This window comes from Halorussus sp. AFM4 (genome assembly GCF_051194995.1).
GTDB lineage: Archaea > Halobacteriota > Halobacteria > Halobacteriales > Haladaptataceae > Halorussus.
Map to the genome: position 1 here is coordinate 148,057 of NZ_JBNTJT010000001.1, position 20,977 is coordinate 169,033.

24 protein-coding genes are annotated in these 20,977 nt (G+C 71.2%); 11 read left to right on the forward strand and 13 right to left on the reverse strand.

All coding sequences use genetic code 11. The features are described from left to right. Window positions 1–77: 77 nt before the first annotated feature. On the forward strand, window positions 78–380 hold the full coding sequence (locus tag ACQUQF_RS00730) for a hypothetical protein (protein WP_435174651.1): 303 nt from the start codon (window positions 78–80) through the stop codon (window positions 378–380). Between the two features lie 128 nt (window positions 381–508). Beyond that, window positions 509–1,057 (forward strand): hypothetical protein, encoded by a 549-nt coding sequence (locus ACQUQF_RS00735; protein ID WP_435174654.1) that lies wholly within the window; start codon window positions 509–511, stop codon window positions 1,055–1,057. Between the two features lie 126 nt (window positions 1,058–1,183). Here the strand turns inward: ACQUQF_RS00735 and ACQUQF_RS00740 are convergent, their stop codons facing one another. Further along, window positions 1,184–1,927: a hypothetical protein gene (locus ACQUQF_RS00740; protein WP_435174656.1), complete on the reverse strand. Its 744-nt coding sequence runs from the start codon at window positions 1,925–1,927 to the stop codon at window positions 1,184–1,186. A 72-nt stretch (window positions 1,928–1,999) separates the two neighbouring features. Next, entirely contained in the window at window positions 2,000–3,205 is a 1,206-nt protein-coding gene (locus ACQUQF_RS00745) for a putative manganese transporter (protein WP_435174658.1), read from the reverse strand. A gap of 162 nt (window positions 3,206–3,367) precedes the next feature. Between ACQUQF_RS00745 and ACQUQF_RS00750 the strand changes: the two genes are divergently transcribed. Further along, the gene (locus ACQUQF_RS00750; protein ID WP_435174659.1) at window positions 3,368–3,547 is read left to right on the forward strand and encodes a hypothetical protein; all 180 of its coding nucleotides are present in this window, start codon (window positions 3,368–3,370) and stop codon (window positions 3,545–3,547) included. A 46-nt stretch (window positions 3,548–3,593) separates the two neighbouring features. Here ACQUQF_RS00750 and ACQUQF_RS00755 read toward each other — a convergent pair whose 3' ends face one another. Next, window positions 3,594–4,001 (reverse strand): translation initiation factor IF-2 subunit beta, encoded by a 408-nt coding sequence (locus ACQUQF_RS00755; protein ID WP_435174661.1) that lies wholly within the window; start codon window positions 3,999–4,001, stop codon window positions 3,594–3,596. 260 nt (window positions 4,002–4,261) lie between these two features. Between ACQUQF_RS00755 and ACQUQF_RS00760 the strand changes: the two genes are divergently transcribed. Beyond that, complete coding sequence (locus ACQUQF_RS00760) at window positions 4,262–4,501, forward strand: UPF0058 family protein (protein ID WP_435174664.1); 240 nt, start codon at window positions 4,262–4,264, stop codon at window positions 4,499–4,501. Between the two features lie 232 nt (window positions 4,502–4,733). On the opposite strand, the gene ACQUQF_RS00765 is transcribed toward ACQUQF_RS00760, so the two are convergent. After that, window positions 4,734–5,180: a DUF555 domain-containing protein gene (locus ACQUQF_RS00765; protein ID WP_435174667.1), complete on the reverse strand. Its 447-nt coding sequence runs from the start codon at window positions 5,178–5,180 to the stop codon at window positions 4,734–4,736. An 87-nt stretch (window positions 5,181–5,267) separates the two neighbouring features. Between ACQUQF_RS00765 and ACQUQF_RS00770 the strand changes: the two genes are divergently transcribed. Beyond that, window positions 5,268–6,173 (forward strand): DNA-3-methyladenine glycosylase family protein, encoded by a 906-nt coding sequence (locus tag ACQUQF_RS00770; RefSeq protein WP_435174670.1) that lies wholly within the window; start codon window positions 5,268–5,270, stop codon window positions 6,171–6,173. A 61-nt stretch (window positions 6,174–6,234) separates the two neighbouring features. Here the strand turns inward: ACQUQF_RS00770 and ACQUQF_RS00775 are convergent, their stop codons facing one another. Together ACQUQF_RS00775 and ACQUQF_RS00780 are read right to left on the reverse strand one after the other, a co-directional pair. Then, a complete protein-coding gene (locus tag ACQUQF_RS00775; RefSeq protein ID WP_435174673.1) occupies window positions 6,235–7,404 on the reverse strand; it encodes a zinc-dependent alcohol dehydrogenase in 1,170 nt (389 codons plus the stop codon). Continuing rightward, window positions 7,401–8,117, reverse strand: a complete 717-nt coding sequence (locus tag ACQUQF_RS00780; RefSeq protein WP_435174676.1) for an SRPBCC family protein — start codon at window positions 8,115–8,117, stop codon at window positions 7,401–7,403. The genes ACQUQF_RS00775 and ACQUQF_RS00780 overlap by 4 nt, the downstream gene beginning before the upstream one ends. 143 nt (window positions 8,118–8,260) lie before the next feature. Between ACQUQF_RS00780 and ACQUQF_RS00785 the strand changes: the two genes are divergently transcribed. Together ACQUQF_RS00785 and ACQUQF_RS00790 are read left to right on the forward strand one after the other, a co-directional pair. Then, window positions 8,261–8,557 (forward strand): acylphosphatase, encoded by a 297-nt coding sequence (locus tag ACQUQF_RS00785; protein WP_435174678.1) that lies wholly within the window; start codon window positions 8,261–8,263, stop codon window positions 8,555–8,557. A 92-nt stretch (window positions 8,558–8,649) separates the two neighbouring features. Continuing rightward, on the forward strand, window positions 8,650–9,078 hold the full coding sequence (locus ACQUQF_RS00790) for a hypothetical protein (protein WP_435174681.1): 429 nt from the start codon (window positions 8,650–8,652) through the stop codon (window positions 9,076–9,078). Window positions 9,079–9,099: 21 nt separating this feature from the next. On the opposite strand, the gene ACQUQF_RS00795 is transcribed toward ACQUQF_RS00790, so the two are convergent. Continuing rightward, window positions 9,100–10,371 (reverse strand): hypothetical protein, encoded by a 1,272-nt coding sequence (locus tag ACQUQF_RS00795; RefSeq protein WP_435174684.1) that lies wholly within the window; start codon window positions 10,369–10,371, stop codon window positions 9,100–9,102. A gap of 228 nt (window positions 10,372–10,599) precedes the next feature. On the opposite strand from ACQUQF_RS00795, the gene ACQUQF_RS00800 reads away from it, so the two are divergent. After that, a complete protein-coding gene (locus ACQUQF_RS00800; RefSeq protein WP_435174687.1) occupies window positions 10,600–12,042 on the forward strand; it encodes an NAD(P)H-hydrate epimerase in 1,443 nt (480 codons plus the stop codon). Continuing rightward, complete coding sequence (gene moaC, locus ACQUQF_RS00805; RefSeq protein ID WP_435174689.1) at window positions 12,035–12,589, forward strand: cyclic pyranopterin monophosphate synthase MoaC; 555 nt, start codon at window positions 12,035–12,037, stop codon at window positions 12,587–12,589. The genes ACQUQF_RS00800 and moaC overlap by 8 nt, the downstream gene beginning before the upstream one ends. A 30-nt stretch (window positions 12,590–12,619) precedes the next feature. Here the strand turns inward: moaC and ACQUQF_RS00810 are convergent, their stop codons facing one another. The 3 genes from ACQUQF_RS00810 to ACQUQF_RS00820 all read right to left on the reverse strand — a co-directional run bounded on the left by ACQUQF_RS00810 (window position 12,620) and on the right by ACQUQF_RS00820 (window position 14,850). Next, a complete protein-coding gene (locus ACQUQF_RS00810) occupies window positions 12,620–12,916 on the reverse strand; it encodes a hypothetical protein (protein WP_435174691.1) in 297 nt (98 codons plus the stop codon). Between the two features lie 285 nt (window positions 12,917–13,201). After that, entirely contained in the window at window positions 13,202–14,497 is a 1,296-nt protein-coding gene (gene hflX / locus ACQUQF_RS00815) for a GTPase HflX (protein ID WP_435174694.1), read from the reverse strand. Next, the gene (locus tag ACQUQF_RS00820) at window positions 14,494–14,850 is read right to left on the reverse strand and encodes a DUF2209 family protein (RefSeq protein ID WP_435174697.1); all 357 of its coding nucleotides are present in this window, start codon (window positions 14,848–14,850) and stop codon (window positions 14,494–14,496) included. Before ACQUQF_RS00820 ends, hflX begins: the two co-directional genes overlap by 4 nt. Before the next feature lie 272 nt (window positions 14,851–15,122). On the opposite strand from ACQUQF_RS00820, the gene ACQUQF_RS00825 reads away from it, so the two are divergent. After that, window positions 15,123–15,443: an FUN14 domain-containing protein gene (locus ACQUQF_RS00825; RefSeq protein WP_435174699.1), complete on the forward strand. Its 321-nt coding sequence runs from the start codon at window positions 15,123–15,125 to the stop codon at window positions 15,441–15,443. Between the two features lie 31 nt (window positions 15,444–15,474). On the opposite strand, the gene ACQUQF_RS00830 is transcribed toward ACQUQF_RS00825, so the two are convergent. From ACQUQF_RS00830 to ACQUQF_RS00840, 3 genes are all read right to left on the reverse strand, one after another. After that, window positions 15,475–16,482, reverse strand: a complete 1,008-nt coding sequence (locus tag ACQUQF_RS00830) for a hypothetical protein (protein WP_435174702.1) — start codon at window positions 16,480–16,482, stop codon at window positions 15,475–15,477. A gap of 119 nt (window positions 16,483–16,601) precedes the next feature. Continuing rightward, the gene (locus tag ACQUQF_RS00835) at window positions 16,602–17,327 is read right to left on the reverse strand and encodes a ribosome assembly factor SBDS (protein WP_435174705.1); all 726 of its coding nucleotides are present in this window, start codon (window positions 17,325–17,327) and stop codon (window positions 16,602–16,604) included. Window positions 17,328–17,381: 54 nt separating this feature from the next. After that, a complete protein-coding gene (locus tag ACQUQF_RS00840; protein ID WP_435174707.1) occupies window positions 17,382–18,803 on the reverse strand; it encodes an FAD-binding oxidoreductase in 1,422 nt (473 codons plus the stop codon). Between the two features lie 230 nt (window positions 18,804–19,033). Between ACQUQF_RS00840 and ACQUQF_RS00845 the strand changes: the two genes are divergently transcribed. Further along, complete coding sequence (locus ACQUQF_RS00845; RefSeq protein WP_435174709.1) at window positions 19,034–20,854, forward strand: M3 family oligoendopeptidase; 1,821 nt, start codon at window positions 19,034–19,036, stop codon at window positions 20,852–20,854. Window positions 20,855–20,977 lie beyond the last annotated feature (123 nt).

Sequence of the window (20,977 nt, forward strand, 5' to 3'; positions counted from 1 at the left end):
CGAGGTACAGCCGACAGCGCGAGTATGGCCGAATTTGGGAAAGCGTATAACTGCGAGCGGTCGCAACGGAGGCACGGATGTCGCTCTGGGTAGACGTCGCGGAGGCCGCGGCGGTGGTGAACGTCGCGGTCCTCGCGGGCCTGGTCGGCGTGTGGGCCCGGAGCTACCGCCGGCTCGGGTCGAAGCACGCGCTCGGCCTGCTCGTCTTCGGGGGGTTCCTGCTGGCGGAGAACCTCCTCTGGGTGTACGCCTACTCGTTCGACGCCGGATTCCACGCCTGGCTCTACGAGGGGACCGCGTTCACCCGGCAGGCGATGCTGGGGCTGTGCGCGCTCGAATCGGTCGGCCTGCTGGTGCTGGCGTGGGTGACGTGGGACTGAGGGGTCGCCGTACGCGCCGTCGCCGGGCGGACGCCGTAGCCTCGAAGCGACTCACCGTCGGCAATCGGGGCGAGAATTGGGTCGGAGTTCGGAAAATCGACTTGAGTGAGAGCGTGGCAGTGCCTACCATGCCACCGACGAGGCGCACGCTGCTGCAGGCATCAGCACTCGGCCTCGCGGCGTCGGTCGCCGGGTGCGCCGGGGCGAGCGAGAACCGCCAGGAGACAGAGACGACGACCGGAGCCGAAGGCGGAACGACGACCCGACAGCCCGACGAGACCATCGTCCTCGGCGGCGAGGTCGAGCACTGGTTCGGCCTCGCGCCCGCCCGGATTCACGGGGCCGAGAACCCGACCCTGACGATGCGGCCGGGCACGGTGTACGAGGTGGTCTGGATCAACCTCGACGGCGTCGAACACGAACTCCGCGTGTTCAACGCCCGGGGCGACGTGGTCGCGGCGACCGAGTCGGCCGAGGAAGTCGGGGTGACGCGGTCGGTCGTCCTCGAGGCCACCGAGTCGCTCGCCCGCTACGACTGCGAGTACCATCCCCAGCGCATGCAGGGACAGATCTCACAGACGGCGGTGACGACGACGCCGGGCGAGACGACGACCACAGGCGGGGCGGGAACCGACACGACCACGCCGGAGGGCGGTGGCGGCGCCGGTCCCTACTGAGACCGGACACCGCTGTCGCCTCCGACGGACTCGCCTTCCGGACGCTCCGCGTCGGAGAGGCGCCGCGAATCCGGCGAAAATACGGGTCAGTTCTCGCGTCGAACCGCCGACCGAGGTCCGGGTCGCTCAGTGCGACGACGGCCGGTACTCGGTGTCGCGCTCGCTGCCGTGGCCGCGCCGGCTGCCGTACCGCCGGTCGCGCTCGCTCGTCCCCGTCTCGCCGCCATGGCGGTGCTCGCGCTCGCCGCCGGTCCCCTCGCGGAACGTCGAGTCGCTCGGGTTGGCGTGGTGGGTGGCCTCGCCGCGCTGGCCGGTGATCCGGCCCGAGACGCCCTGCTGGCTGTGGGTGCCGCGCTGGCTCCCCTCGGCGACCCGGCCCCCGGCGTGGCTCTCGCGACCGCGCTGCTCGCGGCGCTGGCCGTACTGGTCCTCGCCGCTCCGCCGTCGGCTCGTCGCGTCCTGTCCGCCCCGACCGCTCGACCGGTCGCCGCCCGTCGACCCGTGCTCGTCGATCCTCGGGCTCCGGGACGTCCCGAGGTCGTCGGCGCCGCGGCTCCCGTACCGGTCGGTGTGCCGGCGCTCGTCGTCGCCGAAGTCGCGGCCCTGCTGGCTCGCGATGCCGCCGTGTCCGCGGCCCTCTCGGCTCTCCCCGCCGCCGCTGCCCTGCGTCCGGGAGTGGGCCTCCTCGGCGAGTCGCTCGTAGTCGCGGTCCGACTGCGGGCCCTCACCGCCGTGGTGATGGTGGTGATGGTGGTGATGGTGCTGCCCGCCCTCGTCGCGGTCGCCCTCGAGTTTCGTCCAGTCGGCGTGTTCGGTGTCGCGGCTCTCGTGGAGCCCGTCCTCGTTCGATTCCTCGCGGCGTCGTTGCACTTTGTGCGGATTAGCCACGTTCAGAACCCCCGATAGGGGTAGCCCGAGAACGGCCTTGGGCCTGATGGCTGGCTACCCCAGCACGCCGAACCCGAACATCGGTCCGAACAGGAGGTGGAGCCCGACCCCGACGAACAGCGCCGGAATCGTGGTGTAGACGGAGGCCACCACGGCGGCGGTCCGGTCGACCGCCAGCAGCGGGAACAGCGCGTCGCCGTCCTGGCTGATGGCGTTGGCCGTCAGCGCCGAGAACGGGATGGCTCCCTCGGCGTAGACGCCGGCGAGGACGATCTGCGGGCCGCAGCCGGGGATCAGTCCGACGAGCGCGCCGGCGATCGGGGCGAGCAGCCCCGCGGCCGCGGCGAGTCCGCCCACGTCGACGCCGAGCAGGACGACGCCGTACTCGTAGAGCAGGTAGGCCGCCAGCACCCAGACGGTGACGAAGCTGGTCTCCATCGCGGCGTGGACCAGCGCCTCGCGGGCGCCGGCGAACGACTCGCGGGCCCGACCCACCTGCCCGTCGCCGAGGTAGCGCCGCCCGACGAAGTAGAGGTAGAACGACAGCGTGGTCCCGGTGATGCCGACCACGGTGAACAGCCCGGCGAACGAGGGCCCGACCTCGAGCGGGACCTCCGGCGCGCCGGCCAGCAGGTAGGTGACGCCGAGCGCGAGCGCGGCGACCGCCGCGACCCACCAGAGCGCGTGGGCCGCCCGGGAGAGCGGCGTCAGCAGGGGCGACTCGCGGACCGGGCCGTCGGAGTGGTGGCAGGCGTCGTCGCTCTCGAAGTCGTGGGGTCCGGCCGCCGGGTTCCCGCTCGCTATCGCACCGCCGTCGGTGGCCGTGCCGTCGATGCGCCGGACCGCCGCGTCGACCCGTCCGACGCCGACGCCGAAGCGGTCGATGACGTAGCCCGAGACGATCGCGGTCCCAAAGGCGATGCCGTAGGCGTACACCGCGGCCTTCGGGGCGAGCGCCAGGATGACGAACGCCGAGTCGCCGGCGGTCGCGATAAGGGTGGCGACCACGGTGCCGAAGCTGACGGTCCCGCGGACGTACAGCGGCATCATCACGATGGCGCCGCCGCAGCCGGGCGTCAGGCCCATCGCGGCCCCCGCCAGCGGCTGGAGCCGCTCGTTCTCGCTCAGTCGCTCGATCAGCGCGCCGCCGGTCCGGTACTGGACGAGGCTGAACAGCAGCACGGTCACCGCGACGAACGCGCTGACCTGCACGTAGCCGTCCCGGACCGACGCGACGAAGATCTCGGCGAGTTCGGCCATCTCACGCCCCCTCCTCGGGGATGAGTCGGCCGCCGAAGCACGAATTAGACATATCTAAATTCTATTTTAGCCTACTTCGCGTTATAGTTTTCGGCTGGGAGTTTCCGGCGGGCGGGCCGGCGCGACAACTTTTTTCAGTCAGCCACGCGCATTCATCGGTGTATGAACGAGACGTACGTGCGACTGGTCTGTCCCGAGTGCGGCAAGGACTGGGAGGAGTCGCCGGACGACCTGCCGGCCCACGACGAGACGTTCCACTGCCCGAACTGTCACGCCAGTCGCCGGACGGCGGAGTTCACGCGCACCGAGCGCGACCTCGAGACGCTGAAGCAGTTCAAGTGAACCGGGCCGGGCGAGGCCGGCGGTGCTCGTCTGGGAGAACGAGTGGTCAGGCGCTGGTCGCGGAGCGAGCGCCGCAGGCCTCGCACCGGAGCAACAGCGCGCCCTGTTCTCGTTCGAGCCGGGTGTCCGGGAGGCCGCACTCCGGACAGAGGACGTACGCCTCGGTGTACTCCTCGACGGCGTCCTCGATGCGCTGTCGGTCGAACTCCCCGGTCAGCCGGGCGCGACCGCTCTCGTCGATGTGAGCGCTGGTGCCGAGCTCGTCCTGGAGGAACTTCAGGACGTGGTCCTCGTCGCGCCCGAGCCGGTCGAGGATCGCCTGGAAGTTCTCGAAGACGGTGACGTTCCCCTCCTGGCGCACGTCGGCGTCGGGAACCTCGAACCGGTCCCCGTCGCCGTCGATCTCGGGCGTCGCGTCCATCGCCCGCTCGAGGTGATCGTCGTAGCTCTCCATACGTGCGGTAAGGGGCGCAAGCGGATAAAAATCTTTCAGAGTTCCGGGGTGACCCGCGCCCGCCGGCTCGCGACCCGCTCTCCGGCCGGTTCGGTTGCGCACCGCCGTGCAACGAATGGAACGGTTCGAAACGATCGGGCAATCTCGCCTTACGCTCTCTTGTCCCGAATTACGGCGTTAGAGCCGGAGGAAATCCGTACTCCGTGTTAACGGGACTCAAGATAATACTAAGACCCTGCAACTGTTAGCCTCGTTTGCTTATGAAGAAGCAGGAGCTCATCCACCTTCACGGCCTTCTGGCAGAGGTCGGGAACTACTTCGAGGAGGAGAACAGCACCGAGATCGACCTTTCGGAGTACGACTCGCTCGGCGTACGACCGACTTCTATCCACAAGTCGAAGACGGACCACAAGGCGGCCGTGTTCGCGATGGCGAACGCGATCACATCCGAGATGACCGAAGCCGAGGCGGACGAGAAAGTCCCCGCCAAGGCCGACTGAACTGCGGACGACGCTTCCTCGGACTGTCGATACGACCGACCAGCGACGCCTCTCCTGTGCGGATTTCTCTTCGTCGACTCCCCGGATACTCTCCGTTACCGCGGCGACGGCCGTCGCGAACCGTGATTACCGGACCGAAATGATAGAGGCGCCGCTATCGAACCCCGAACCCGCGGTGAGGATAGACGTGCCCGTCACGCCGCCCGAAGGCGAGTGCTGGCAGAGTCGCTCGTCACTCGATGAGGTCCTCGAACTCCGGGAGGACTTCGTCGTCTTCGTCGCGGTCGCGCGTGCTCTCTGACTCGACCTCGATGTCCTCGGTGTCGTCGGCCTCCTCCTCGTCCTCGACCACCTCGACCTCGAGGACGGTCAGGGGGATGTTCTCGAGCCGCTGGCCGATCTCCTTGCGTGCGATGCGCGAGGCGTGCTCCTCGCGCTCGACGTTGAACACCGTCATCTCCAGTTCCAGCGCCACGAGGCTCTCGTCGGCCGCGATGAACGCCGGCTCGAGCTCCTCCCCGCAGTGCGGGCAGGACCGCTCCCCCATGTTGATCTCGACGTAGTTGAGGTCGGGATTGAGCAACTCTCCGGTCTTGGAGATCGCGATGCGGACGGCCTCGTCCGGGGTCTCCACGTCGTAGACCGGAACTGCGGCTTCCACGACAACTCTGCAGTTCATGGGCAGGATAGAGGTAGGAGCGCCAACAGTATCAAGGTTGGCCCCGAAGCGAAAGGCTTCCACCGACGCGGCGCCTTCGGTCTCGCGATGGACTCGGGTTCGATTCCCGTCGACGATCTCGCGGGGGGCCTCGACCTGCAAGCGACGCTCGAGAGCGGTCAGACGTTCCTCTGGCGGCGCGACGACGGCCGCACCTACGAGGCCGCCGACCCCACCGGCGGGTCGGCGTGGTACCGCACCGTCGTCGGGGGCCACGCCGACGGCCCGACCGACGTCGTGCGGGTGCGCCAGCGCGACGGGCTCCTGGAGTGGGAGGCCACGACCGACGCCGACGCCCTGCTCGCCGACCGGCTCCGGCTCGACGACGACCTGCCGGCCATCTTCGAGCGCATCCCGGACGACGACCTGCTCGCCGAGGCACGCGCGGCCTACTCCGGCCTCCGCATCGTGAACGACCCGTTCTTCCCCTGCCTGATCTCGTTCATCTGCTCGGCCCAGATGCGGGTCGAGCGCATCCACGGGATGCAGACCGCCCTCGCCCGCGAGTTCGGCGAGACCCGCCGGGTCGACGGCGAGACCTACCACGCATACCCGACCCCCGAGCGGCTCGCGGCCGCGACCGAGGCGGCGCTCCGCGAGCTCGGACTGGGCTACCGGGCGCCGTACGTCAAGCGCTCGGCCGAGCTGGTCGCCTCGGGCGAGGCCACCGCCGACGACGTCCGGGGGCTCGACTACGAGGCGGCCCGCGAGGCGATGCAGGCGTTCGTCGGCGTCGGCGACAAGGTGGCCGACTGCGTGCTGATGTTCTCGCTGGGCTACCTCGAGGCGGTCCCGCTCGACACCTGGATCCGGAAGGCCATCGCCGAGCACTACCCCGACTGCGAGAAGGGGTCGTACGCCGAGACCTCCGACGCCGTCCGCGCGGCGTTCGGCGGGGAGTACGCCGGCTACGCCCAGACGTACGTGTTCCACTACCTCCGGACGCGGGGGTAGGTCGGCTCTGGCGACCGGAGCTCGTTCGACGACCCCATCTCCGCCCGTTCTCCGCCCGACCTCAGGGCTCGAACACGGCCCGGACGCAGCCGTCCTCCTTCTCCCGGAACATCTCGTAGCCACGCGGCGCGTCCTCCAGCGAGAACTCGTGGGTCGCCAGGTACGAGGGGTCCATCTCGCCCTCGGCGACGTGGTCGAGCAGCTGGGGCACGTACCGCTGGCCGTGCTGCTGGGCGGTCCGGATGGTCAGCCCCTTGTTCATCGCGACGCCGAGCGGGAACTTGTCCATCACGCCGTAGACGCCCAGGATCGACAGCGTCCCGCCCTTCCGGCACGCGACCATCGCCTGCCGGAGCGCCTCGCCCCGGTCGGTCTGGAGCCGCATCGACTGCTTCGCCCTGTCGTAGGCGTGCTGGACGCCGGTGCCGTGGGCCTCCATCCCGACCGCGTCGATGCAGGCGTCGGGGCCCCGGCCGCCGGTCAGCGACTTGAGCTCGTCGACGACGCTGTCGACCGCGGTGTAGTCGATGGTCGCCGACCCGGCCTCCTCGCGGGCCAGCCGGAGGCGCTCGGGGAACCGGTCGATGCCGACGACCTGCTCGGCCCCCATGAGCGCGGCGCTCTGCTGGGCCATCAGCCCGACCCCGCCGCAGCCCCAGACCGCGACGGTGTCGCCGTCCTCGATGTCGCAGAAGTCCGCGCCCATGTAGCCGGTGGGCCAGGCGTCGGAGGCGAACAGCGCCTGCTCGTCGCTCAGCTCGTCGGGCACCGGGAAGCAGTTGGTGTCGGCGTGGGGCACCCGGACGTACTCGGCGTGCGAACCGGCGTAGCCGCCGAACGCGTGGGTGTAGCCGTAGATGCCAGCGGTGGGATAGCCCAGGACGGGCTCCTGGAGCTCCGGGTTCGGGTTCGTGTTGTCGCACAGCGACCACAGGTCGTCCAGGCAGTAGCCGCAGTCGCCGCAGCCCACGAACGAGGGGACGACCACGCGGTCGCCGGCCTCGACCGACTCGACCTTCCGGCCGGTCTCGGCGACCGTCCCCATGAACTCGTGGCCGATGACGTCGCCCTCGCGCATCGTCGGGAGGTAGCCGTCGACGAAGTGGAGGTCCGACCCGCAGGTCGTCGAGAGCCCGACCTCCAGCACCACGTCGCGCGGGTTCACGATCTCGGGGTCGGGGACCGTCTCGACACGCAGGTCCTCGACGCCCTCCCAGCAGAGCGCCCTCACACCAGGTCCCCCCGTCCGCGGGCCGACGGGTTGCGCTCCAGCGTCGGGATCTCGCCGGTCTCGGCCAGGCTCTTGAACCGGTAGAGCGCCTTGCTCGCCAGCGCCTCGGGCACGACGCCCAGAAGTCCCATCGCGGTCCGACCGACCCGGCCGCCGGGCGGGTCCACCCGCAACCGCAGCGTCACCTCGGTCCCGCGGTCGCCCGGCGCCGCCCGGAAGTGGACCGACCCCTCGTTGGGGACGGTCGCGTCATCGTCCGACCGCCACCGCAGCAGCTCGCCCGGTCGGTCCTCGACGAGTTCGGTCTCCCACCCGATCTGCCGGCCCAGCGGGGCGGCCACGGACCAGCGGTAGCGGTCGTCGCCGGCCGACGTCACCTCGACGAACGGCCCGACGATGCGGTTCAGCTCGTCCGGGTCGCGCCAGTAGCCGTAGAGCTCGTCGGCCGGTCGCAGGACCGTGGTCGACCGCTCGACCCCGGTCGGGTCGGTCTGCGTCGCTGCCCCGGTCCCGGCGCGGTCCGTCTCCCCGGTCGCGGTTGCGTCGGCGGCGCTACCGGATTCGGGTCTACCCCCGCGACCGCCTCGGAGCGCCCGGTACGCCAGCCACCCGCCGGCGAGCGCCAGCGCCGCCGCGGCCAGTCGCCGGCCGCGGTCGGCGTCGGATCTCGCGGGACGATTCGCTGTCTCTCCCCGTGTGGTAAACTGTGGCAAGCGGTAGTTCCCCCACGCAGTGGTTGCGCGACTGGCCATTGTATCTTGTGCCCGCGGTCGTCGGCCGGCGAGCGACGGGCGTCCCGACCGCCGGGCGACGACCAAATTCCCTTAACTCAGAACGCCGAACGACCGAGCGAACGATGGCAGACGACACCCAGAGCGGGGACCGAACCCGCGCGCACGTCTTCGTCTCCGGGAAGGTACAGGGCGTCTACTACCGGGCCAACACCCGCGACACCGCCCGGGAGCGGGGCGTCGACGGCTGGGTCCGGAACCTCGACGACGGCCGGGTCGAGGCGGTCTTCGAGGGGCCCGAGGACGCGGTGGAGTCGATGGTCGAGTGGTGCCACACCGGCAGCCCCGCCGCCGACGTCGACGACGTCGAGGTCGAGTACGGCGACCCCGAGGGCGAGGACGGCTTCCGCGTCCGGCGGTAGGTCGGGGGAGTACGCCGGCCCCGTCGCGGACCCGCCGCCGGCGCGGGCCAGCACGACTTTCCGCGTCAGTCCCGTACCGCTTCCGACCGGCCATGCGAGAGAACACGCCCGAGATCGGCGTCGAAGTGCGAGGTACCGACACCGAATCGCTGCCCCAGGGCGCCGCCGGGGACGGGACCGACCCCGGCGACCAGCTGGTGCTGCGGGTCGCCGTCCCGGTCGTCAACCCGCAGTCGACCTCCCGGGACTCGATGGTGGACGACGACGCCATCGTCGGCCGGCTTCCGGTCGCGAACGCCGACACGCCCTGCGCCGACGACCTGCTCGACGCCGCGGTCGTCACGGTGCTCGAGGAGCGCGTGACGGCGTACTACCCCCGCGACGACGAGGTGGTCGCGCTCGTCTGGGAGGCCGCGACCGACGACTGGCGGTGCGAGTCGTGGGACGCCGACGGCGAGTTCGAGGTCGAGTCCGGCAGGAGAGACGACGACGAAGCGATCCTCTGGGAACCGGACGGATAGCGCCCGGAGTCCGTCCGACCCTCAGTACGGGCGACCGCGCTCGTCGCCCCGACCGCGGTCGTCGCCGCCCCGGCGGTCGAAGCGGTCGGTCTGCCCGGTCTCGTTCTCGCCGAAGCCGCCAGTTCGCGATTCGTCGAACCCGCCGGACCGGGACTCGTCGAATCCGCCAGTCTGCGATCCGTCGAAGCCACCCGTCTGGGATTCGTCGAACCCGATGTCGGGGGCGCGGCGCTGCTCCTCCTGGCTCATGCCGAAGTCCGGCTGCCGGGTCCGGTCGTTCCCGCCGCGGGACTCGGTGCCGCCGAATTCTGGGCCGCGCGTCTCGTTCGGCCGGGACTCGCTGCCCCGCGTCTCGCCGCCCTGCCGGCCGCGGTTCCGCTGGTATCCCTGGCCGTAGCGCCGCCGGCGGCCCTGGCCCTGCGACTGGCCTCCCTCCGTCCGGCCGCTGCCCGACCGCCGGCCGGTGGTCGATCCGCCCGTCGGCTGTCGGTCCGAGCTCCGGTACGTCCGGGTCTGGCGGCTCCGGTAGTACTGGGTCTGTCCGTCCTGCGCCTGATAGTTCTGCGTCGACCGACCGCCGGTCTGCCGGTCCTGCGCGCGCTGGCCGCGGGTCTGGCGGTCCCCCGTCTGCCGACCCCGGGACCGGCCGGTCTCGGTCCCGAGCTGGCTGCGCTCCTGCCAGGACTCCTGGGTGTCGCTGCCGGACTGTCCGGGGCCGCGCTCGGTCTGGCGCTGGGCCTCCTCCAGTCGCTCCGAGTACGGCAGCTGGGTGTCCGTGGTCCGCCCGGCGCCCTCGTCGACCGGTTGCTGGTGGCCCTGCTTCGCCGGTGTCGGTTCGGGCGACGGCTGCCGGGACTGCTGGCCGCGCGAGGACCCCCGACTCGACGAGACGTCCCGCCCGGACGAGTACCGGCTACCGGCGCCCTGCTGTCGGGCCCCGGTCTGCTGGTCCGGCCCGCCGGTCCGCTCGTCCTGGGAGAACTGCTGGCCGCCCCTGGGCGGCCCGGCGTGCGCCTGGGAGCGGCGCGAGTCCCCGCCGTACTCGAGCGTGTGGCGGCTCCCCTGGGGCGGCTGCTGGGTCGACCCCGTCCCCGACCCGCCGGGCGTTCCCGCCGGGATCAGCAGCTCCTCGCCCTGCATCCGCTGTTTGACCGCCTGCTCGACCTGCTCGGGGCTCCGGTCGTCGCCCCCGCTCCGGTCGGTTCGACGCCGCTCGCCGCGGCCGCGGCTCCCGTAGCGTCGGTTCTCGCGTCGCTCCTCGCGGCCTCCCTGTCGGTATCGGTCGTGTGTCATCGGAATCTCCCCGCCGGACGTTCCACCCGCGAGTTCCTTATCCGTGCTGGCCGGGGCGATTCAACCCCGGCGCGCCGAACATCCAACCGGTCGGCGAGCGCGTATTTTCCGTATTCTGACGGGTGTTCCGCGGTCGCTGCGCGGCCGCCGAGCCGTCGCGGCCGGCGGAGCGGTCCGCGACGCGCCCCGACGACAGGACTTAACGCGCTCCCGGCCGAACGGACGCCCATGATTTCGGCAGACCGGATGGCCCAGGTCGACGCGAACGCGGCCGCCCTCGGCGTGCCGCGCAAGCAGCTGATGGAGTCCAGCGGCAACGCCGTGGCCCGCGAGGTCCGCGAGGCGGCCGACCCCGGCGCCCGGGTGGCCGTGGTCGCCGGCCGGGGGAACAACGGCGGCGACGCCTTCGTCGCGGTCCGGTTCCTGGAGGGGTACGACACCTCGGTCCACCTGCTGGGCCGCGAGGAGACCATCGCGACCGACATCGCCCGCGAGAACTGGGCGGCCCTCGAGCGAGGCGAGTACGACGTCGAGACGGTCGGCGACTCGCGGGACTTCGAACTCCCCGACTGCGACGTCGTGGTCGACGCCATGCTCGGCACCGGCGTCACCGGCGCGCTCCGGGAACCCGAGGCCACCGCCGCCGAGCGCATCAACGAGTCCGACGCGACCGTCGTCGCGGTCGACGTCCCCTCCGGCGTGAACGCGGACACGGGCGAAGCCGAGGGCCTCGCTGTCGAGGCCGACCGCGTGGTCACCTTCCACGACACCAAGCCAGGCCTGGACGACCTCGACGCCGAAGTCACGGTCGCCGACATCGGCATCCCCGCCGCGGCCGAGCGCCTCGTCGGGCCGGGCGACCTCCGGCCGGTCCGGAGGGGCGCCAAGGCCGAGGACGCCCGCGCCTACGTGATCGGCGGCGGTCCGTACACCGGCGCGCCGGCGCTGGCGGCCCAGGCCGCGCTTCGGACCGGCGCGGACCTCTCGTTCGTCGCCGCGCCCGACCCGGTCGCCCCGCAGATCCAGGGGTACGCCGAGGACCTCATCGTCCAGTCGTACGACGGCGACCACCTCTCGCCCGAGCAGGTGTCCGACCTGGTCGACACCGCCGAGCACTACGACGACGTGGTGGTCCTCGGCCCGGGGCTGGGCAGCGCCGACGAGACCGTCGAGGCGGCCCGGCGGTTCCTCGCGGCGTTCTCCGGCAAGGCGGTCGTCGACGCCGACGCGCTCGAAGTCGTGCCCGAGGTCGACACCGACGCGACGCTGGTCTGCACGCCCAACCGCAAGGAGCTCGCCAAGATGGGCGGCCCGGAGGTCGAGACCGCCGACGGCCTCCGCGAGCGCGCCGACGAGATCGCGGACTTCGCCGCCGACCTCGGCCACGTCGTGGTGGCGAAGGCGGAGGACGACGTCATCACCGACGGCGAGCGGACCCGGGTCTCGACCGCCGGCACGTCCGGCATGAGCGTCGGCGGCACCGGCGACACGCTCGCGGGGGCGACCGCCGGCCTGCTGGCGACCCACGAGCCGTTCCAGTCGGCGTGCATGGCGGCGTACGTCAACGGCCGGGCGGGCGAGCTGCTCGACGAGGACCGCCACGACGGGCTGCTGGCGTCGGACCTGCTCGACGCGCTGCCGCGGGCGCTGTGGGGTGACGACGATGAGTGAGGACCGCGATTCGCCGGACCCACAGCAGGACGGCGGCAGCGAGGCCGACGAGCCGCGCGACTCGTCCGGGGGCGACGCTGAACTGACCCACACCGACGCGGAGGGCGACGTCCAGATGGTCGACGTTGGCGACAAGCCCGACACCGCCCGCCGGGCGGTCGCCGCGGGCGAGATCAACCTCCGGCCCGAGACGGTCGAGGCCATCCGCGACGACGAGGTGGCCAAGGGCGACGTGCTGGCGACCGCCCGGGTCGGCGCGGTCCAGGCGGTCAAGCACACCTGGGAGACGATCCCGATGTGCCACCAGATTCCCATCACCAACGTCGAGACGGAGTTCGAGCTGTTCGCCGACCGCGTCACCCTCGAGGTCGCCGTCGAGACCACCGGCAAGACCGGCTGCGAGATGGAGGCGCTGGAGGGCGTGAGCACCGGGCTGAACGTGGTCTGGGACATGGTGAAGGCCGCCGAGAAGGACGAGGACGGCCAGTACCCCGACACGTCCGTCGACCGCGTGCGGGTGGTCGAGAAGACCAAGCGAGAACTGTAGGGCGGAACTGCAGCCCAGTCGAGTTCAGGGTCACTCCTCGCGCTCTTCGCGACCCTCGTCGCCGTCCTCCCCGTCCTCGCTCTCGTCGCGGTAGCGGACCTCCTCGTCGAGCGGGGCGGGGAAATCGGGGGGTCCCTCCTCGGCCCTGCGTCGCGCCAGGGACGCGTCGTACCAGTGGGCGACGCTCGCCGCGGCGAACAGGGCCACGATGAGCGCGCCGGCCGCGACCGGCCGGAGGTCGCCGAACGGCGGAACGTCGGCCAGCACCAGCGCGAGCAGGACGGTCGAGATCGCGGTCAGCGCGAGATACACGCGGTGCCACGCCACCCGCGTACGGTTTCGTTTGCGGGCCATCATCTGTGAGGGACGCGGTCGGCGCGGGCGCTGCGGTGTCGGTCGCGCTGGCCGCCTGCCGTATGACTCTGACGACCGGCGGTACTTTGTTATTCGCGTCGTCTCCGTCGTCGACCCGGATGCAATCAGCGAATCGCCGAACGGCGGGTCGGGCGTATCGGTCGTTGCGAACAGACAGGCCGCCACTGAACGTCCGATCAGCGAGCGTCATCGACGATACGCCCCCGCGCCGAGCGCGGTAACCGCCGTTGTCCGGAGTTAGGCCGACGGTACGCTGGCGAGGTCGCCCGCCTTCGACCGGGACTGCTCGACGATGGCCGGCCTGGCCTCGAAGTCGACGACGACCTCGTCGTCGGCGTAGGTCACGTCGTTGACCCGGGCGTGGTCGTGGACCCACGAGACGACGCTCATGGTGTCGTCGGTCATCGGCAGCACGAGCCGCTCGCGCTCCCAGTCGGGGAGCTCGGCGTCGATGCGGGTCCGCAGGCCCTCGAGGTTGAGCTGCTCCTTCCCGGAGACCGCGATGGGGTCGGGCGCGAGCGCCGACAGCGCCTCGACCTTCTCGGCGAGCTCGTCGTCGCTCACGGCGTCGATCTTGTTCAGCACCGTCACGATGGGCGCCTCGTTGCGCTCGTACAGCGTGTCGTGGCAGGTGACGAGCTTCTCGCGGATCTCCTCGACGGGCTCGCTCACGTCGACCACGAGCAGCACGAGGTCGGCGTAGTACACCGCGTCGAGCGTCGACTTGAACGACTCGACCAGCCAGTGGGGCAGGTCGGAGATGAACCCGACCGTGTCGGTCAGCAGGACGTCCCGGCGGTCCATGTCCATCCGGCGGGTGGTCGTCCCCAGCGTGGTGAACAGCCGGTCCTGGGCCTCCGCCGTGGTGTCGAGGTCCGGGTGGAGCTCGTCGTTCTCGCCGAGTTCGAGGTCGGCCGCGAGGCTCTGCATCAGCGTCGACTTGCCGGCGTTGGTGTAGCCGGCCATCGCCACCAGGTCGAACCCCGACTCGCGGCGGCGGTCCCGCCGGTCGGCCTCGGTCCGGGCGATGGAGTCGAGCTCGTCCTTGATCCGGCTGATCTGGTCCTTGATGTCCTGCTCGCGGCTCTCGTCGTACTCGCCCAGCCCCATGAACCCCGGGCGCTCGTCGCGCTTGGCGAGGCTGGTCTTGGCCTCGGCCCGCGGGAGCTCGTAGCGGAGCTCGGCGAGCTCGACCTGGAGCTGGGCCTTCCGGGTCTGGGCCCGCTGGCCGAATATCTCGAGGATGAGCCGGAAGCGGTCGATGACCCGGGTGTCCTCGGGGAACCGCCGGCCGAGGTTGAACGTCTGGTACGGGCCGAGTTCGTTGTCGAAGATGACCAGGCCGGCGCCCGTCTCGGCGACCGCGCGACCGATCTCGTCGGCCTTCCCCTCGCCCACCTGGAGCGCGGGGTCCTCCTTGCGCGACTGGGTGAACTCGGCGGCGACCTCGTAGCCCGCCGCGCGGGCCAGGTCGCGGATCTCTTCGGTGTCTGGCGTGCCGTCGTCGACTCGCTTTGCGATTATCGCTTTCATAGGAACAGTTTGCGGGCGGCGTACGCGGCGTGGTGTGCGGCCTGAACGGTCTCGCGTTCGGCTATACTCTCGACGTACTTGAAGCTCGGGCCGAGGAACTGCTCGACCCTGAGCTCGGGCTCCTCGTAGAACTCGCCGCGCTCGGCGACCACGGGTCCCTCGGGCGGCTCGGGCAGCTCCGCCACCGCGTCGGCGACGACCTCGGCGGCGTGCTCGAAGGCCGGCGGGTTGCGACTCGTGGCGAACCCCATCCCCTCGACCGACTCGAGGCGCGTCGTGTCGACGCTTGCGTGGACGGCCGCCGCCACCATCAGGTACTCGCCCGACTCCTCGTGGCGGCCGCTGATGTCCACGCCGACGACGCTAGCCTCGCCGGGCCTTCACCTCGGTTTCCGCACCCACGGTGCCCATACGCGCGTCTACGGCCCGGTTCCTTTTCAATGGTACGCCGGATCCGGGCGGTCGGCCCCGCGCGACCGGCGCCGGGGCGCCCCCGGTCCGGTCGGCCGCGCCACCGCGGGGCTCCGCCGGCCGCCGGCGCTGAATGAACCCGTCCGGGCTCCGAGTTCAACGCCGGGTCGTGATTACCACAAGAGTCTTATCCCGCGACTGTGGGGTTGGTCGTATGCCCCTGCCGATAGACCCCCAGCAGCTCGGACTCGAGTTCGGGTCCGGGGCCGTCGTCGGCGGCGTCATCGGCTTCGCCGCCAAGAAGGTGGCGAAGCTCCTCGCCGTCATCGTCGGCCTCGAACTGGCCCTGTTCAAGTTCCTCGAGTCGAGAGGCATCGTCACCGTCGACTGGAACCGGCTCACCGCGGGCGCGGTCCAGGCCGGCGAGGCGGCCCAGAACGGGACGCCCCCGTCGTGGGTGACGTCCGTGCTCTCGACCCTGTCGGTCGGCGCCGGCTTCACCGGCGGCTTCCTGCTGGGCTTCCGGAAGGGATAGCTCACCACCGTCGATACGCGAACAGCTGTTCTCACCCCTGAAACCGCTCCTCGGGCGGAATGAACGACCCGACCGAGACGGTGTACCGCGAGATGGTCGCCACCCGAATCACGTACGAGACCAGTAGCGTCAGCGGCATCGCCGCCACGCCGAGTCCGAGGCTGACCAGCGGCTGGAGGACGTCCTCGCTCACGAGCGCGCCCGAACTCGCCGTGTACGTCAGCGCCATGGCGAACACGATCGCCAGCGCGACCACCCCGGTGTAGGCCACGAGTCGGGAGAGTCGAGCGAGGTCCTGCTGGACCGCCAGCGTCTTGAGGAACTGTCGGAAGACGGCGACCGACTTCACCAGTTCGAGTAGCGCCTCGAATTCGACCCGTGCGTCGGCCGAGAGCTGATCCTCGTACTCGTCCTGGAGCCGCGGGATCGTCGTCAGCGCGCGGGCGTACTCCGGGCCGAGCAGCGTGCTCAGCACGTCCATCGTGTTCGACCGGCCGGTCGGCGCGTCCGATTCGATCGTCGCGGACACGTTTTCGGCGTACCCGGCTACCTCGTCGACGAAGTCGACCAACTCGTCCGGCGCGTCGTCCGGGAGTTCGTCCGTCAGGTTCTCGGCTCGGTCCTGAATCGCCTCCGCGATCCGGTCGAGGAACTCCTCCGGATCGTTCTCGTAGAGCGAGGCGTCGGCGGCCCTCGAAACCCGTTCGCGGAAGTCCTGGGTTCCCGAGAGCCGCGTGACGAACTCCTCGGGCGGACCGAACACCCGCGACAGAAGGAGTTGGTTGATGGACAGCGCGACCGTGACGAGGGTGAGCAGACCGGAGGCCAGTCCGCTGGAGAGCAGCGTCCGGACGTTGCTCTGCGGACCGAGCGCGACCACGTCGGCCACCGCCAGCGCGTAGATGAAGACCGCGATAGCACCGGCCATTCCACCGGCGACGACGAACCGGTTGCCCTCCAGTAACACCCACTCCCAGATCCGACTGCTGGAGTTCACCCCGTCGGGTTCCGAGCCATCGCCTCCGGGCGCCTCGCTCATGGATGTCGCCACGACGGCACCCGCAAAACAGTCTGGGGCCTTCGGAGCGCACCGCAGCAGCTTCGACGCCCACTCGGGCGACCGCTATCGGGTGTTCCGGTCGTTCTCTCGGGCGACCGCTATCGCGTGCTGAGCTCGTCCTCGTCCTTGATGATGCGGGTCTCGGCTTCGCCGCTGGTGTGCTCGTTCACGAGGTCGTAGAACTCGTTCTGCATCCCGGCGGGGAACGTGAGCACGCCGACCCAGCCGCCGTCGTTCTGCCACTCCTCGCGCTCGAGGTCGCCGAACTGCCGGATCTTCGCCTGCGCGCTCCCGGCGTAGTCGGCCGGCACCTGGACCGCGACGGTCACCTCGTCGAACCGGATGGGGATGACCGGCCGGAGCGCCTCGAGCGCCTCGTCGACCTGGGTCTCGACCGGCTCCATCGGGTCGACCCGGAAGTCGGTCTCCTCGAGCGCCGACTCGATGCGCTCGGGCGGGTGGGGCGCGTTGTCCATCTGGGGGTTGACCGCGTTCCGGGTGATGCGGTTGACCAGCTGCTTGTGCTTCTGCTCCTGCATCTCGCGGCGCTGCTCGGCGGTGATCTGGATCTCGCCGTCCCTGATGACCTCGGGGATGATCTCGAGGGGGTCGGTCGTGCCGAACACCTCCTCGAGGGCGCTCTCGGCCGGCCGGTCGCCCCGGTTCGCGTTCTCGAACACGTCCTCGGCCGCGATGACGTCCTCGAGGTCACCCTCGAACTCGCCGCGCTTGATGGCGAGCGCCGCGTCGGGGTCGACCAGCACCTCGAACCGCTCGCCGTGGGATTCGAGGCGGGCGGTCACCGCGTCTTCGAGTGGTATCATACGGTACGGTAGTGTCCCGCATCTCAAATAACCTTGCACCTCGGCCGAGCCGGCTCACTCGGCCGGTCTCACGTTCCGGTTGTGCCGGAACAGGTTGTCCGGGTCGTACTCGCGCTTGACCGCGGCGAGCCGGTCGTAGTTGTCGCCGTACGCCGCCCGGACCAGCTCCTCGCCCTCCTCGCCGAACCCCGCGAAGTTCACGTACAGCCCGCCGGGGGAGAACCGGCGCAGGTCGGCCCACGCCTCGCGCGCCCACGAGACGTTCCGGTCGCACGCCAGCCGGTCGTCCCAGTTGGCCTCCACCGACAGCATGAACGCGGCGTCCCGGCCGGCGAACGCGGTCGCGCCGGCGTCCACCCTGCTCATCTCCCCGCCGAACTGCCAGAGCGTGAGGCTGGAGCGGTCCGACGGGGACCGCCGGGTCCACTCGACGATGCGGTCGACGCACTCGTCGGTCAGCTCGTCGAGGAACATCGACTTCCAGTAGTAGTTGCGCCCCCGCGGGTAGACGCCCTCCGACTCGTGGAGCTTCCGGAAGGTAGTCACCTCGCTGTAGTCGGCGACGGGGTCGCCGAGGTCCCGCAGCGGCGCGAGCCCCGGTTCGCCGTCCTCGACCGACCCCGCGTAACACCCCATGACGCCGAGGGCGGGCTCGCCCCGCGCGTCTTCCGGCACGTCGGCGTCGTCGGGCGCGGCCGTGCAGAACGCGATGGACGTGACCTCGTCGGGCGCGCCGGCCGCGTACTCCCGGTAGGACTCGAGCGCGCCCGCCGGGTCGGCGTAGTACGTCATCGCGGTCGCCACCTCCGGCCCGACGGGGTGGAGCCGGAACTCGAAGCTGGTGACGACCCCGAAGTTCCCGCCGCCGCCCCGGAGCGCCCAGAACAGGTCCTCGTTGCGCGACTCGCTCGCGACGACCACCTCGCCGTCGGCGGTGACCACCGTCGCCGAGAGCAGGCTGTCGACGCCGAGCCCGTACTTGCGCCGGAGCCACCCCATGCCCCCGCCCAGGGTCGACCCCGAGACGCCGGTGTCGGAGGCCATGCCGGCCGGCACCGCGAGGCCGAACTGCTGGGTCTCGTCGAGCAGTTCGCCGAGCCGGACGCCCGGCTCGACCCGGACCCGCCGGTCGCCGGGGTCGAGGTCGATGCCCTTCATCTCCGAGAGGTCGATCACCACGCCGTCGTCGACGACCCCGTCGCCCGCCACGTTGTGCCCGCCGCCCCTGACCGCCACGACCAGGTCGTTGGTCCGGGCGAAGTTCACGGCCGCGACGACGTCCGCGACGGCCGCGCACCGGACGACGACGGCGGGGTACCGGTTGACCAGCCCGTTCCAGACTCGGCGGGCCTCGTCGTATCCGTCCTCGCCGAACGTCCGGACGCCGCCGCGCACCCGGCGGCGCAGTCCCTCGACCGCACCGTCGGGGAGGTCCCGGAGGACCACCGCGGCCGACGGCGGTTCTGCTCCACGCATGCCGCCGGGCTACCACACCGGCCGGGATGAAGCTTGGGGCGGGCCGGCGGTAGAGTTATGTCCGACAGCCGAGAACACCGTCCAACGGCAGGCGACCGATGACCCGCTAACTTCTCCCGGCCGGCGCTCGCCCCCGGCCAGCCGCTCGTACCGACAGCCGGACGCCACCGCGCGGCCGCCAGCCGCGACCACCGGCCCCCGCGCCGGCGGCCGCGACACCGACCACGACCATGAGTCTACCAGCCAGAGACGACATCGACCCCGAGTACCGATTCGACCTGACCCGCGTCTTCGAGACCCCCGACGAGTGGGACGACGCCGCGGCCGCGCTCCGCGAGGAGCTCCGGGCGCTCGAATCCCGGGCCGACGAGCCGCTCGAAACCGCGGCCGACCTCCGGGCGCTGCTCGAACGCACCGAGGACTGCTACCGCCGGCGACAGCGCCTCGACCTCTACGCCACGCTGTACGCCAACGTCAACACCGGGTCCGACGCGGCCGGCGACCTGCAGCGGCGGTTCCGCGACCTCGACGAGACGTTCGAGCCGGCGATCGCGGCCGTCCTCCGCCGCCTCCGCGAGACCGACGACGACCGCCTCGACGCGCTCGCGGCCGACCTCGACGGGTACCGCCGGTACGCTGACCACCTCCGGGAGCGGGCGGCCCGGGTCCGCTCGCCCGGCGCCGAGGACGCGGTCGCGGCCCACGCCGAGGTCCGGTCCGGCCCGACCAGGGTCATCCGGGCGGTCACCACCCAGGACTTCGACCCGCCGAGCGTCGAGTGCCCCGACGGAGGCGGCGCGGTAGACGAGGACGAAGACGAGGAAGCCGGCGAGACGGTCAAGATACGGTACGGCAACTACCGCGAGGAGCTCTCGCACCCCGACCGCGACTACCGGCGTCGGGTGTACGAGGCCTACCGCGGCGAGCTGGACCGCTTCGAGCACACCCTCTCGCGGGCCTACGCCGAGAAACTCGCGGCCGCCGCCACCGAGACCGAGCTCCGGGGGTACGACTCGATCCGGGACCGCGACCTCCGGGGGACCTACCCGGAGAACGGCCTCGAGCCCGCGCTGCCGGGGGAAGTCCACGACGCGATGCTCGACGCGGTGCGGTCGAACCTCGGCCCGTACCACCGCGCCCAGGCGCTCCGCCGGGAGCAACTCGGCGTCGACACCCTGCGGCCGTGGGACCTCGAGGTGTCGATCGCGGAGGCGCCCGACCCCGAGATCCCCTACGAGGACGCGAGGGCCGACATCCTCGACGCGCTCGCGCCGCTCGGCGAGGACTACGTCGCCCGCGCGCGGTCGTTCTTCGACGAGCGCCGGATCGACGTCTTCCCGACCCGGAACAAGCGGACCGACATCCCGGCGTACTGCCCGTCGTCGGCCGCCGACGGCGCGTTCGTGCTGGCGAACTACCGCGGGGGCGTGCGGACCGCGTCGTTCGTCTGCCACGAACTCGGCCACGCGCTCGCCGTCTCGTACCAGCGCGAGGCGCCGACCCGCCGCGCCACCTGTCCGACCGCCGTCAGCGAGATCCCGTCCGTCCTCCACGAGATCCTGCTGGCCGAGCGCTGGCTGGCGGCTGGCGGCGCGCTCGCGGCCCACGCCGCGAACCGCCTGCTGGAGTGCCTCGGCGGGAACCTCTACGGGTCGACGATGGGTTCGGCGTTCGACCACCGGCTCGCCGCCGCCGTCGAGGACGGCGAGGAGCTCTCCGCCGAGCGAATCAGCGACGCCTACGCCGACCTGCTCGGCGAGTTCCGGCCCGCGGTCGATTACGGGGACCGCGGCGGCCGCGACTGGCTCGGCAGGGGACTCCGGCGCCCGTACAGCAGCTTCCAGTACGTGCTGGGCGCCACGGGGGCGCTGGTCGTCCGCGAGCGGCTGCGCGAGGGGAGCCTGACCCCCGGCGAGTACCGCGAGTTCCTCCGGACCACCGGCCGGCGCGACCCCCTGGACCAGCTGGAACGCCTGGGCGTCGACGCGACGAGTCCGGCCCCCTACGAGCGCGCGGCCGAGGCGTTCGCGGCGTACCTGGACGAGGTCTGACTCCCCGCTGCAATGGGGGTTCACCGGCGCAGTCGGTCGGTTCGTCCGGTCAGGGACCCCGGATGTCGGCGGTGTCGTCCGTCCGACGAGTGCCGTTCGTGACGGAGTTCGTACCTCTCAGGT

Coding starts and splice junctions, on each gene's coding strand:
- hflX (WP_435174694.1), bottom strand. CDS start 14,497: ATGAAAGCGATAATCGCAAAGCGAGTCGACGACGGCACGCCAGACACC.
- ACQUQF_RS00835 (WP_435174705.1), bottom strand. CDS start 17,327: ATGATACCACTCGAAGACGCGGTGACCGCCCGCCTCGAATCCCACGGC.
- ACQUQF_RS00730 (WP_435174651.1), top strand. CDS start 78: ATGTCGCTCTGGGTAGACGTCGCGGAGGCCGCGGCGGTGGTGAACGTC.
- moaC (WP_435174689.1), top strand. CDS start 12,035: ATGAGTGAGGACCGCGATTCGCCGGACCCACAGCAGGACGGCGGCAGC.
- ACQUQF_RS00840 (WP_435174707.1), bottom strand. CDS start 18,803: ATGCGTGGAGCAGAACCGCCGTCGGCCGCGGTGGTCCTCCGGGACCTC.
- ACQUQF_RS00745 (WP_435174658.1), bottom strand. CDS start 3,205: ATGGCCGAACTCGCCGAGATCTTCGTCGCGTCGGTCCGGGACGGCTAC.
- ACQUQF_RS00785 (WP_435174678.1), top strand. CDS start 8,261: ATGGCAGACGACACCCAGAGCGGGGACCGAACCCGCGCGCACGTCTTC.
- ACQUQF_RS00825 (WP_435174699.1), top strand. CDS start 15,123: ATGCCCCTGCCGATAGACCCCCAGCAGCTCGGACTCGAGTTCGGGTCC.
- ACQUQF_RS00790 (WP_435174681.1), top strand. CDS start 8,650: ATGCGAGAGAACACGCCCGAGATCGGCGTCGAAGTGCGAGGTACCGAC.
- ACQUQF_RS00795 (WP_435174684.1), bottom strand. CDS start 10,371: ATGACACACGACCGATACCGACAGGGAGGCCGCGAGGAGCGACGCGAG.
- ACQUQF_RS00760 (WP_435174664.1), top strand. CDS start 4,262: ATGAAGAAGCAGGAGCTCATCCACCTTCACGGCCTTCTGGCAGAGGTC.
- ACQUQF_RS00750 (WP_435174659.1), top strand. CDS start 3,368: ATGAACGAGACGTACGTGCGACTGGTCTGTCCCGAGTGCGGCAAGGAC.
- ACQUQF_RS00765 (WP_435174667.1), bottom strand. CDS start 5,180: ATGAACTGCAGAGTTGTCGTGGAAGCCGCAGTTCCGGTCTACGACGTG.
- ACQUQF_RS00770 (WP_435174670.1), top strand. CDS start 5,268: ATGGACTCGGGTTCGATTCCCGTCGACGATCTCGCGGGGGGCCTCGAC.
- ACQUQF_RS00735 (WP_435174654.1), top strand. CDS start 509: ATGCCACCGACGAGGCGCACGCTGCTGCAGGCATCAGCACTCGGCCTC.
- ACQUQF_RS00845 (WP_435174709.1), top strand. CDS start 19,034: ATGAGTCTACCAGCCAGAGACGACATCGACCCCGAGTACCGATTCGAC.
- ACQUQF_RS00755 (WP_435174661.1), bottom strand. CDS start 4,001: ATGGAGAGCTACGACGATCACCTCGAGCGGGCGATGGACGCGACGCCC.
- ACQUQF_RS00800 (WP_435174687.1), top strand. CDS start 10,600: ATGATTTCGGCAGACCGGATGGCCCAGGTCGACGCGAACGCGGCCGCC.
- ACQUQF_RS00830 (WP_435174702.1), bottom strand. CDS start 16,482: ATGAGCGAGGCGCCCGGAGGCGATGGCTCGGAACCCGACGGGGTGAAC.